The following is an 11,943-nucleotide window of genomic DNA, read 5'->3' as shown; positions in this document are numbered from 1 at the left end:
CTCACGGCCCGCACGCGACCCCGAAGACCGGCACCTCCCGCACGAGACCCTTCAACGGCAGCGCGCCGAGGGCCGTGACGGCGCAGCGTCCGCGCACGGTCTCGGCCAGGCTCGCATCGATCAGGACCTGCGCGTCCGCCGCGACGGCGCAGAGGCGCGCGGCGAGGTTCACCACCGGCCCGATCGCCGTATAGTCCGAGCGGCCCTCGCAGCCGATCCGCCCGACGGTCGCGAGCCCCATCGCGGCACCGACGCCGAACCCGATGCCGTAGCCGTGGGCGGCCCAGGTCCGGGCGAGCGGCCGCACCGCCTCCTGCATGGCGATGGCGAGCCGCACCGCGGTCGGGCCGGGATCCGGTGTCGGCACGGGCGCGTTCACCAGGGCCATCAGGCCGTCGCCCGTGAAGGTGACCAGGGTGGCGCCGTGGGCCGTGATCACGGTGCCCAAAGCCGCGAAATACTCGCCGAGCACCTCGATCACCACCTCGGGCGGCGAGCCGGCCGAGAACGCGGTGAAGCCGCGCAGGTCGCCGAAGATCACCGCGACCTCGACCCGCCGGCCGTCGAGCACGCCGTCGTCGCCCGAGCGTTCGACCAGCTCGGCGACCTGCGGGGCGAGGAAGCGCCGCAGCCGCGCGATGCGCTCCTGCCGCTCCTGCGACAGGGCGAGCTCGGCCGCCATCGCGTTGAACCGCGCCGCGAGCCGGCCGAGCTCGTCCGCCGAGGAGATGGCGATGCGGTGCCCGAAATCCCCCGCCCCGATCCGCTGCGTGCCGTCCTCGAGCAAGCGGACCGGGCCGGTCATGTGGCGCGCCAGCCCGTAGGCGAGGGCGGCGGCGAACAGGAGGCCGAGGAGGATCAGCGCGCCGGTGCGCAGGAGCGCCCGCACGATCGGCCCGAACGCCTCCGCGGCGGGTTGCATCACCACCACCGTCCAGTCGACGCCGGGAATCGCGGCCGTCGCGGCGATCACGCGGCGCCCGCCCGCATCCACCCCGGTCGCGGTGCCCCCGGCGACGTGCACGACCTGGCGCAGGGTCGCGAGGGGGCGCGCCGCCGGGTCATCGGCGCCGCGCAGGACGAGGCTGATGTCGGGATGGGCGATGAGCCGGCCCGGGCCGTCGAGGACGAAGGCCTGTCCCGTCTCGCCGATCCGGATGCCCGAGACCACGTCCCGGATCAGCTTGAGGTTGATCTCCGCCACCGCCACGCCGACGGAGAGGCGGTTGCCCGCCACCGCCAGCGTCATGAACGGCTCCGAGCCGCGGTGGTAGGTCACCGGGCCGTACCAGGCCCGGGCGGGCGTGGTCCGGGCGGACATGGCCCCCGCCACCGCCGGATCGCCCGAGCGGTCGGCACCGCTGCCGGCGCGGTTGAGGCTGACCCGCGAGACCTGCAGCCGCTCGCGGCCCTCCCCGTCGACGAGGGTGATCTGCGCGATCGACGGCACCTGCCGCAGCAGGCGCAGGGCGTCGAGCCGCTGGCGCTCCTCCGCGGCCGGGTTCCAGGGCAGCTGCACCATCCAGCCGAGCTGCTCGCGGATGGTGTCGATGAAGCCCTGGATGCGCAGGGCGGCGTCGCGCGCCTCGAGCCCGAGCAGCGCGTGCAGCTGGTCGCGCCGGTCGCGGTAGCCGAACCACGCCTCCAGGCCGCCATTCGCGAACAGGGGCAGCGCCACCGCCGCGAAGAGGACGACGCAGTATTTCGCGAAGAGCGAGCGGCGCGGATCGGCCGCGAGCTTGACCATGACCTGCGCGCCTCTCGCACCGGACGACCCGTTCAGCGGCCCTGCCTGCCCCCGGAGCCGGCACCCTCGAGAAGCAGCGTGCGGATGTCGGCGAGGACCAGGGCCGGCTCGAAGAAGTCGAGGCTGTAGATGTTGCGCACGCGGCCTTCGGAATCGATCAGGAAGGCGCGGAAGACGTGGGTCAGCGACCCGTCCGGGCCGGCATCGACGCGCTGCCCGTAGGCCGCGAGGATCGGCGCGAGTTCGGCGCGGCCGGGCGCCGTGAGGAAGGCCCAGGCGGGCGCGGCCGGGTCGGCGGAGCGCCAGGCGGCGGCGAAGCTGCGCATCACCTCCGGCGTGTCGTGCTCGGGGTCGAAGCTCAGGCTGACGAGGCGCGTCCGGCGCGCCACGGCCGGATCCTTCGCGGCGAGGTCCTGCAGCCGGGCCATGTCGGCGCTGGCGAGCGGGCAGACGTCGCCGCAGCGCGTGTAGATCAGCGCCAGCACGGTGATGCCGCGCGCAACCTCCGGGAGGTCCGGTGCCGGGAGGTCCGGTGCCAGGAGGTCCGGTGCCAGGAGATCCCGGGGCCGGCCGGCCTCGTCGAGGACGGTACCGCCCGCCGCCCGCTTGATCGGAGGCAGGCGGTAGCTGCCCGGCGCCGGGATGGGGAAGATTGCGGCGGCCACGGGCCGCGGCGCGTGGCCCTCATGGGCGACGGCGTGACGGGCGGCGGGAGCGGCCGCGGCGGCGAGCGCCGCGAGGCCGAGGAGCGAGGCGGGCCGCATCGGCGTCACTTCGCGTAGAGCGCGGTGGCGCCGAACGCCATCATGTGCGGGCGCCCGAGCCGCTCGGCCGTGAAGTCGATCGCGAAGCGCGCCGTCAGCTCCTTTCCGTTCCAGGCATAGGCCTTCAGGAACTGCTCGTTCTCCGTCCCGGTCTTGTCCCAGTTCGCCAGGAGCGAGCTGGTGTAGTAGATCCGTTTGCCGTCCCAGCTCTGCGAGACCATGTTGAGCTGCGCGCCGATCTTCTTCTCGTAGATCTGCCGCGGCTTTTCCGGGTCGGAGACGTCGAAGACGCGGGTGGTCCCGTCCATGAAGGTGTCGACGAACAGGGTGCGGTCATCGGCCGAGAGGCTGATGTCGACGGGGACCGGCAGCGTCGACGGGTCGCCGATCTCGGCCACCGGCTTGGCGCTCCAGGCGCCGGGCGCGTCCTCGCGCACGAGCCAGAGCTTGGACGTGAGCGCGGTCGAGGTGAAGGCGTAGGTGTTCTTAGGCCCCCAGGCCCAGCGGATCTCCAGCGGCACGCCGGGCACGTTCAGCACGGCGCGGGGCTGGCGGGCGTGGAAATCCCACAGCACCATCGTCTGCCCGAACCGCTTCATCGCCTCGCCGTCCTTCATCAGGTCGCCGAGGGGGCGCATGTAGTTCTCGAGCCCGGTGAAGGACGAGGTGAGCATCACGTTGCGGCGCGGCAGCACGCGGGCGTCGTAGCCGTAGCCGTCGGCACGGCCCTCGATCCGGGCGCCGTTCGGCTCGGCATCGGTGGGCAGCCAATGCGTCGCGACGTAGTCGCCCTCGTTCGAGTATTCGACCAGCGCCGCCCGGCCGGTGCCGTGCCGGTTCGACAGGCTCGGGATCAGCATGCGGCCGGGCAGCGCGTAGGCGCCGTGCGGGCCGGCCGCGCCGCCGCTCGCCTCGACGAAGTCGTCGATCACCTTGACGAGCCGTGGCTTCGCCGGCTCGGTCGCCACGTCGAAGATGAAGATCTTGCTGTCCGACAGGCCGGCGGCCCAGAACTGGCGCCGGTCGTCGGTGAAGCCGCCGTGATGCGCCTCGTGCCGTCCCCCGACCGGGGCGGCATGGATCGGCTTGCCGAAGGTGGGCGAGGATTCGCGCGCATCCACCGTGACGAGCTTGTCCGAACCGTCGCCGAGCCCCTCGACCCCGAGGGTCCAGACATAGACGAAGTCCTCGATGCCGGTGATCTTTGCCATATAGGGCGACTGGCAGGTCTCGTCGGACCGGGCCGGCTGCGCGGCGAGCAAGGGTGCGGCGGCACAGAGCATGAGGGCCGACCGACGACAGGGGATCGTGCGCTCTCCCGGCATAGGCACCTCCTGATAACCGCGTTGTCGACGTCGTCGCGGCTCGCCCGTTCATGACTATGAAGCTCACAGCCAATCGGCGGTGCGAGCGAGACGGATCCGATCCTGGATCCGATCGCAGTCATGCTTCGCCTGTTCGGATCGGCTGTCAATCGATTGTGTCAGGACAGCAAGACGACATCCGGAAAGATCCGCCATTGCTGCGCTCCGCACCCCCGCCCGCTCCCGATCGGATCCGTCCCGGTCCTGCCGGAGGGCACAGGCTCCATGAAGGGGCTGGTGGGCGAGGGACGACGATGTCCTCGGCTCCGCCATGCTCGGCGCCCAGGCCGGGGAGGTGACGACGGCGGTGCAGATGGCGATGATGGGCGGACTGCCCTCCACGGCGCTCAGCGGCGCGATCCTGGCGCTTCCGATTCCGGCGGAAGGCCTCGACCTGCTCTTCGCCACCGCACCGCCGCGGGGCTGAAGGCCGGAAGGCCCCGTCAGGGTCCGGCGCCGAGCTTGGCGCCGGCGGGCCTCAGGATGACGCCGTAGCCGTCCTCGGCGTCGCCGATGAAGCGGATCCCCTCCCCTTCCAGCACCCGCCGGATCGCCTCCAGGGTGCGGCTGCGAGGTTGGACCTGCTCGCTCTCGATCATGTTGAGGGTCACCACCGAGACGGCGGCGCGGCTCGCCAGAACCCCTTGGGTCCATTTGAGAAGCCCGCGCCCGGCGCGGATCTGTGCAGCGACGATCATGGCCCTCGAGATGGTCGAAGCTGAAAGATTTTTCAAGTTTCGGCTTGACGGTCCGGCAACGGGGCCGTATCCACCCCTCCATCGCCGGCGCGGGCCGGAGATGCTCGGTTATCCCTTCCCTGGATCATCCCGAGCCTCGCACGACACGCCCGCGCCACCCCGGAAGCCCCGTTCGGACGGAGCCAGGCATGAAACAGCACGACGGTCTCCGCGTCGCCGCCTTCGCCCGTCCCGGGACGATGCGGCCATTGCGGCCGCTACGGCTCTGCGCCAGCCGCAGAGGCTGACGGCAGCCGCCGGCCTCGCGAAGCCGGCACATTCCCACAGAACTCGCCCACAGAACTCGCCCACAGAAGAACTCGACGCGATCTGACGGCCCTGCGGGCCGGCAGGGGACGGTTACCGGGTAGAGCGCCACGGATGCGAACCCGTGGAGGTCGCGGATTCGACTTCCGCCGGGGCCGCGAGGTCCCAGTCGCTCAGCAACCCGTCCCCGGCACCACGACCGCAGGACGCCGGACGCTTGGCGAGCGGGCACAGTCTCGCGGCCGCGCGGGCCGGAGAGGAACGGTTATCCCTGCAACGGAGGTGGTCGCGGGTTCGAATCCCGCCGGGCCGCGAGGCCCGTAGCTCAGTCGGTAGAGCGCCTAACGCCGTTCCTCACACCACGACCGCGCGGCCCGGGCTCATCGCCGCGGGCCGAAAGGCGAAGGTTGTCGAGGGGTCCGAAGGGTGCGGGTGCGAAGCTCCCAGGCTTCCAGTCCCGCCCGCCAGACCCGTAGCTCAAGGCGAGAGCATCGGAAGAAGATCCTTCGGCGCCACGCCCGCGTGCGACGGCAGGACGAGCATGGCCGTGCGGGCCGGACGGGACAGGTTATCTGGTCGACCGAAAGGTCCGGGTTCGAATCCCGCAGGCCGCGAGGCCTGACGCTCGGGTGGCGAACGAGCTGCCCTCTCCGGCGTGAGCCGGGAGCACGACCGGTCCCGACACACATGCCCGCACGGCCCCGTCCGTGACGAGACGAAGACATCCCGGCCGCGATCGGCACGGGGGCGGGGCCGCGCGGGCCCTCCCCCGCCCGCCGCCGCGCGCCGTCACGAGCCACCGGTCCGCGAAGGACCGCGATGGAGAGAGGAGAACGAGGAGGACCCCGCCATGATGACCTACGCCAAGCTGGCCTCGCTCCGGCGCACCCCGCAGAACCAGCCGATCCCCGGCACCGTGCGCAACAGCGCCGGCGGCCACGCCGTCGCGGTCGGCGACTGGACCCGGCTCGATCGCTTCCTGGTGCTCGGCTCCGAGGGCGGCTCGTATTATGCGAGCCCGCGGGCGCTGACCGTCGAGAGCGCGGCCGCGGTGCAGCGCTGCCTCGCCGCGGATGGCGAGCGGGCCGTCGCGGCGATCGTCGGCGTCAGCGAGGGCGGCCGGGCGCCGAAGCAGGACCCGGCGATCTTCGCGCTCGCGCTGGCGGCGGCCTCCCCGGACCTGGCGACGCGGCGCGCCGCACTCCGGGCCCTGCCGCAGGTCTGCCGCACCGGCACGCACCTGTTCCAGTTCGCCGGCGTCGTCGAGGCGATGCGCGGCTGGGGCCGGGGTCTGCGCCGGGCGGTGGGCACTTGGTATTGCGCCACGCCGGTGGAGGCTCTGGCCTTCCAGGCGGTGAAGTATCGTTCGCGCCAGGGCTGGACCCACCGCGACCTCCTGCGCCTCGCCCATCCGGAGACGGAGGAGCCGGCACGCCGGGCGCTGTTCGACTGGATCTGCCGCGGCCGCGTGGCCGAGGCGCTGCCCGGGATCGTCCACGCCTTCACCAAGGTGCAGGCGGAGGGCGTCGACGGGCCGGTGGCGGCGGCCCTGATCCGCTCGCACGGCCTGCCCTGGGAGGCGCTGCCGACCGGGCTGATGCGTAGCCGCGCGGTGAACGAGGCCCTGATCGAGCGGATGCCGGCCGGCGCCCTGGTGCGCCAGCTCGGCCGGCTCACCGCGGCCGGCACGCTCGCTCCCTTCTCGGAGGGCAGCGAGCATGTCCGCGCCGTGCTGTCGGACCGGGAGCGCCTGCTGAAGGCGCGGCTGCATCCGATGGCGCTGCTGCTGGCGCTGAAGACCTACGCCTCCGGGTACGGCCAGCGCGGGCAGCTCGCCTGGGAGCCGGTGGCGGCGATCGTCGAGGCGCTGAACGCCGCGTTCTACACCGCCTTCCGGGCGGTGGAACCGACGGGCAAGCGCCTGGTTCTGGCCCTCGACGTCTCGGGCTCGATGGGCGGAAGCCATGTGGCGGGGTCGTGGCTCACCGCCCGCGAGGCGGCGGCCGCGATGGCGCTGGTCACCGCGGCGACGGAGGAGCGCTGGCAGATCCTCGGCTTCACCGCCGAGGATGGCCGGTCCGGGAGCGGCGGGACGGCGCTGACGCCGCTGGCGATCGGCCCGTCGATGCGGCTCGACCAAGCGGTGGAGGCGACGGCGAACCTGCCGTTCGGCGCCACCGACTGCTCGCTGCCGATGCGCTGGGCCCTGGCGCGGGGCGTCGAGGCCGACGCGTTCGTGGTCTACACGGATTCGGAGACCTGGGCCGGCCCGGTCCACCCGGTCCAGGCGCTGCGGGAATACCGGGAGAGGACCGGGATCCCGGCGAAGCTGGTGGTCGTGGGGCTCGTCTCCAACGGCTTCAGCATCGCCGATCCCGGCGATCCCGGCATGCTCGACGTGGTCGGCTTCGACACGGCGGCACCGGCGGTGATCGCGGACTTCATCCGGACTTGACGAGAGAGGGGGCGGCCCGAGAGGGCCGCCCTTCCGCGTGAAGACGCGATCGTTCCAGGTCCGGCAGAACCGTGAAGGCGAACTTGCAAGCTCCTGACCGCACGTGCGAAATTCTATCCGAAGACGTTTCCGAAACGGGAAATGTCATCGATGTCCCTCTCCCCCGGGATCCCCAACGGGATCCAGAAGACCACAGGATCATCCGGAGCTGACTTTCAAGACGTGCACAAGATGGTTGTGGGCCTCAAAACGCTTGACCAAGCTGGCAAATGACACGGCGTCCAAGCTTCGAGACGATCCTTAGAACTGATTCAAAGTGTAACGATCTCTGATCTTGTCCATAACGCCAAGCTTGCCTGCGACATCGTTTTGTGCAGATTGGACCGCACGCCAGACACGTTGCACGGACAGACAGCCGGCCGCCGAATGAGCCTGACGACTGCGCAGATCCTCGACCTCGCCCCCGATGCCGCGAGCCGCAAGGCCGGGCAGGATCAGGCCAAGCCCCAGAAGTGGGGCGGCCTCGGCCGGGCCGGATCGGTGATCTGGGGCGAGATCAAGGGCAGCGGCGCCAGCCCCTACCGCACGGTCGCGGACCTCGCCGGGCCGGTCTCCAAATGCACCTGCCCGAGCCGGAAATTCCCCTGCAAGCACGCCCTCGGCCTGATGCTGGTCGATGCCGCCGCCGCCCTTGCGGAGGCGGAGCCGCCGGACTGGGTCGCGGCCTGGACCAAGGGCCGCGAGAGCCGCGCCGCCGCGGCGGAGACCCGCGCGAACGAGCCGGCGAAACCCGTCGACGAGAAGGCGCAAGCCAGGCGCCGGCAGGCCCGCGAGGAGAAGGTCGCGACCGCCCTCGACGAGCTGGATCTCTGGCTGCGCGACCTGATGCGCCGCGGCCTCGCCGCCGCCCGCGCCGAGCCCTACGCCTTCTGGGACCGCATGGCCGGGCGCCTCGTCGACGGCCAGGCGCCCGGCCTCGCCCGCCGGGTCCGCGCCCTGCCGGGGCTGGTCGCGACGGCGCCGCAAGCCGGCAGCGCCCGGCCGGAGGCGGCGTTGGGCCTCGCCCTCGGGCGCATCGCCCTGCTGGTGCGCGCCGCGCGCCGACTCGATGCACTCTCGGCCGAGCAGGCGGCGGGCGTGCGCGCGGCCCTCGGCTACCCCGTCACCGCCGAGGAGATGGCGGCCCGGCCCGACCAGACCGACGACTGGGCGGTGCTGGCCCACGCGATCGAGGAGGAAGACAAGCTGACCGCCCGCTCGGTCTGGCTCGTCGGCCGCCGCACCGGCGCCGTGGCGCAGGTGCTCGATTACGGCACCCCGGGCTCGCCGCTGCCGCCGGCCCCCGCCGCCGGCCAGGATTTTTGCGGGGCGCTCGCCTTCCAGCCCGGCGACCCGCCGCTGCGGGCGGTGTTTCGCGAGGGCCGCGCCGGCCCGGCGGCGGCGGCCGGCCTGCCGGGCGGCGGCAGCGTCGCGGCCGCGCGGGAGGCCTTCGCGGCGATCCTGGCGCGCGCGCCCTGGACCGAGCGCTGGCCGGTGCGGCTCGCCGACGTGCGGCTCGGTCGGCTCCCCGCCGCGGCGGGGGGCCAAGTCGCCTTCGCGGCCGGCGACGCGACCGGCTGCCTGCCCCTGCGGGCCGATCCGCGCCTGCCGAGCCTGCTCGCGGTCGCGGGCGGGCGCCCGGTCGACCTGTTCGGCCTGCATGACGGTCACGGCCTCCTCCCGCTCGCCCTCGCGATCGGAGGCCGCCTCTACGCGATGCCCGCGCAGGCGTCGCAAGCCGTGCTGCTGCAAGTGGCGTGAGACGAGCGGCCCGACCATGACCGACACGACCGACCTCGTCGCGGACGGCTGGGAGTCAATCCTCGCCGCCGCCCTCCTCGGCGCCGAACGTGCACCACCCGCCGCGCCCGGCCCCCTCGCGGACCTGGTGACGGAGGCCGATCCCGGCAGCGCCCTTCTAGCGCGGCTGGCCCTGCATGGTGTCCACCACCTCGCCGGGCTCGACCTCGCGCCCGACGCGATGGAGCCGGTGGCCGCCCGGGATCCCGCCGGGCCCGAATGCCCGCCGGCCGCCGCGGCCCGGCTCTACGCCCTCCTCAGCGGCGGCCACGCCGCCCGCGAGCGCCTGCGCGAGTGGTTCGACCTCGCGGCCGCCGCGCAGATGCGCCCGCCCGCCTGGCTGCACCAGGCCCTGATGCTCCAGGCGGGCAACCTGCCGGAGACGGCCGGCGCCGTCGTCGGCCCCGAACTCGCCTGGCTCGCCGCCGCCTGCGGCGAGGACCCGGGCGGCACGCCGGCCGAGGCGCCCGCCGACTGGACCGAGGGCAGCGTCGCCCAGCGCCGCGCCGCCTTCGCGGCGTTCCGCGCCCGCGACCCGGGCGGGGCGCGGACGGCCCTGGAGGCAGTCTTCCGCAAGGAGAAGGCCGATGCCCGCGAGGCCCTGGTCGGCGCCCTGTGGACCGGGCTGTCCCCGGCGGACGAGCCATTCCTCGAATCCTGCCTCGACGACCGGGCCGGGGGCGTGCGCGAGGCGGCCCAGCGCCTGCTGCCGCACCTTCCCCGCTCGCTCTACGCCTCGCGCATGGCGGTGCGGGCGACCGCCGCCCTCGTCATCGAGCGCAAGGAGCGCCTGCTGCGGGGGGCGACGCACGAGCTGGTCGTGACCCTGCCGGAGGAATCCTCCACCCTCGCCCGCGACGGCGTGACGCCCAACCCTTGGGAGCAGCGTGGCGGCGGCATCCGGGCGGGGCTCCTGCGGGACATCCTGGCCCGCACCCCGCTTCACGCCTTCTCGGGCCACCCGCCGCGGCTGTGGCTCGAACTCGCGCTGCGCGGCGAGTGGTCCGAGCCGATCGTCAAGGGTCTGTTCCAGGCGATCGAGCGCGAGCGCGACCCGGCCTGGATCCAGGCCGCCATCGACCTCCTGTCCGAGGTCTGCGAGGGCAAGGTGTCCGGCCTCCGGCGCACCAACGAGCTCCTCGGCCGGTGGGTGGAGGCCGTCGACATGCTGCCCGCTGCGGAGTGGGAGGCGCGGGTGACCGAGCTGATCCGCGCCCGCAAGGTCGAGGTGTTGCTGGCGATGCTGGGACAGGGCCCGGACGCCTTCTCCGAGCGGTTCAGCGCCGCCCTGATCGACTGGCTCGCCTTCGTCATCCGTGGCTCCGACAACCTGCGGCGCGACCTCGCCAAGCCCTGGGTGATCGCCCGCCTCGGCGAGCGGCTGTGGCCGGGCGAGGACATCGCCGCGACCGCGGCGGCGCTCGTCGCCCGGCTGCCGGAGGACGAGGGCCACGACCGCCTGCGCCAGCAGGTCGCCAGCATGGCCGAGACGCTGGAATTGCGGGTCGCGATCCGGCGCGACTTCGAACAGTGAGCCCCTTTTCGATGGGTTCCTGCAGACTTGACCCTCTCCTCGTCGTTCCGGGGCCGCGCAGCGGAGCCCGGAATGACCAGGACGGTGTCACCTTTGTAGAGACCCTTCAAACAGGCTCTGACACGCATCTAGGAGACAGCCCGAGGATGACGACCAAAGCTGCGCAGCTGCGCCAGGCCGCCGAGGACGCCTTCGCCGAGGAGATCGCCGCCCTGCGGCAGGCCGACGACCGGCCGCGCCCGCCGAACTGGCAGATGTCGCCGCAGGCGGTGGTCACCTACCTGCTCGGCGGGAAGCTCGCCTCCGGCTTCGAGGTCACGCCGAAATATATCGGCGACCGACGCCTGATGGAGGTCGCGGTGGCGACGCTCGCCACCGACCGGGCGCTGTTGCTGCTGGGCGTGCCCGGCACCGCCAAGAGCTGGGTCAGCGAGCATCTGGCGGCGGCGATCTGCGGCACCTCGCGGCTGATCGTCCAGGGTACCGCCGGCACCAGCGAGGAGGCGATCCGCTACGGCTGGAACTACGCCCTCCTCCTCGCCAAGGGGCCGAGCCGCGAGGCCGTGGTCGGCTCGCCGGTGATGCGGGCCATGAACGAGGGCCGCATCGCCCGGGTCGAGGAGCTGACCCGCATCCCCTCGGAGACGCAGGACAGCTTCATCACCATCCTGTCGGAAAAAACCCTGCCGATCCCCGAATTGAACGAGGAGGTGCCAGCGCAGAAAGGCTTCAACCTCATCGCCACGGCGAACAACCGGGACCGCGGCGTCAACGAATTGTCGAGCGCGCTCAAGCGCCGCTTCAACACCGTGGTGCTGCCGCCGCCGGCGACCATCGAGGCGGAGATCGCCATCGTCGAGACCCGGGTGGCGTCCCTCGGCCGGGCCTTCGAGATCCCGGCCGAGCCGCCCGGCGCCGAGCAGATCCGCCGCGTCGTCACGATCTTCCGCGAGTTGCGCGAGGGCGTGACGGTGGACGGCAAGAGCAAGGTCAAGCAGCCCTCGGGCACGCTCTCGACCGCGGAAGCGATCAGCGTCGTCGGCAGCGGGCTGGCGCTCGCCGCCCATTTCGGCGACGGCCGCCTCTCGGCGAACGACCTCGTCTCGGGCATCTCGGGCGCGGTGGTGAAGGACCCGGTGCAGGACGCGATCGTCTGGCGCGAATATCTCGAGACCGTGGTCAAGGAGCGCGAGGGCTGGAAGGACTTCTACAAGGCCGCCCGCGCGAGCGCGTGAC

At 72.8% G+C, this 11,943-nt stretch carries 9 protein-coding genes and 1 tRNA gene; 6 read left to right on the top strand and 4 right to left on the bottom strand.

The genetic code is table 11. From position 1 onward, the window contains the following. Window position 1: 1 nt before the first annotated feature. The 3 genes from VQ03_RS12130 to mtoX are packed head-to-tail and all read right to left on the bottom strand — an operon-like array spanning window position 2 to window position 3,836. Window positions 2–1,747, bottom strand: a complete 1,746-nt coding sequence (locus tag VQ03_RS12130; protein ID WP_048451136.1) for a cache domain-containing protein — start codon at window positions 1,745–1,747, stop codon at window positions 2–4. A gap of 32 nt (window positions 1,748–1,779) precedes the next feature. After that, window positions 1,780–2,511 carry an SCO family protein gene (locus VQ03_RS12125; protein WP_048451135.1) on the bottom strand — a complete coding sequence of 244 codons (732 nt, stop codon included), beginning with the start codon at window positions 2,509–2,511 and terminating at the stop codon, window positions 1,780–1,782. Between the two features lie 5 nt (window positions 2,512–2,516). Next, a complete protein-coding gene (mtoX, locus tag VQ03_RS12120; protein ID WP_048451134.1) occupies window positions 2,517–3,836 on the bottom strand; it encodes a methanethiol oxidase in 1,320 nt (439 codons plus the stop codon). Between the two features lie 310 nt (window positions 3,837–4,146). Between mtoX and VQ03_RS33005 the strand changes: the two genes are divergently transcribed. Continuing rightward, the gene (locus tag VQ03_RS33005) at window positions 4,147–4,302 is read left to right on the top strand and encodes a hypothetical protein (protein ID WP_157064079.1); all 156 of its coding nucleotides are present in this window, start codon (window positions 4,147–4,149) and stop codon (window positions 4,300–4,302) included. Window positions 4,303–4,318: 16 nt separating this feature from the next. On the opposite strand, the gene VQ03_RS12115 is transcribed toward VQ03_RS33005, so the two are convergent. Then, a complete protein-coding gene (locus VQ03_RS12115; protein WP_048451133.1) occupies window positions 4,319–4,573 on the bottom strand; it encodes a helix-turn-helix domain-containing protein in 255 nt (84 codons plus the stop codon). A 544-nt stretch (window positions 4,574–5,117) separates the two neighbouring features. Here VQ03_RS12115 and VQ03_RS33000 point away from each other — a divergent pair. From VQ03_RS33000 to VQ03_RS12095, 5 genes are all read left to right on the top strand, one after another. Next, window positions 5,118–5,193 (top strand) — tRNA-Cys (locus VQ03_RS33000). 536 nt (window positions 5,194–5,729) lie between these two features. Further along, on the top strand, window positions 5,730–7,334 hold the full coding sequence (locus tag VQ03_RS12110; RefSeq protein ID WP_083467953.1) for a TROVE domain-containing protein: 1,605 nt from the start codon (window positions 5,730–5,732) through the stop codon (window positions 7,332–7,334). 426 nt (window positions 7,335–7,760) lie between these two features. Continuing rightward, window positions 7,761–9,134 (top strand): SWIM zinc finger family protein, encoded by a 1,374-nt coding sequence (locus VQ03_RS12105; RefSeq protein ID WP_048451132.1) that lies wholly within the window; start codon window positions 7,761–7,763, stop codon window positions 9,132–9,134. Window positions 9,135–9,150: 16 nt separating this feature from the next. Then, complete coding sequence (locus tag VQ03_RS12100) at window positions 9,151–10,707, top strand: DUF5691 domain-containing protein (protein ID WP_048451131.1); 1,557 nt, start codon at window positions 9,151–9,153, stop codon at window positions 10,705–10,707. 146 nt (window positions 10,708–10,853) lie between these two features. Beyond that, window positions 10,854–11,942 carry an ATP-binding protein gene (locus VQ03_RS12095; protein ID WP_048451130.1) on the top strand — a complete coding sequence of 363 codons (1,089 nt, stop codon included), beginning with the start codon at window positions 10,854–10,856 and terminating at the stop codon, window positions 11,940–11,942. The last annotated feature ends 1 nt before the right edge of the window (window position 11,943 follow it).

It is taken from the genome of Methylobacterium tarhaniae (assembly GCF_001043955.1).
Taxonomy (GTDB): domain Bacteria; phylum Pseudomonadota; class Alphaproteobacteria; order Rhizobiales; family Beijerinckiaceae; genus Methylobacterium; species Methylobacterium tarhaniae.
This window is presented reverse-complemented; position numbering and strand designations above follow the sequence as displayed.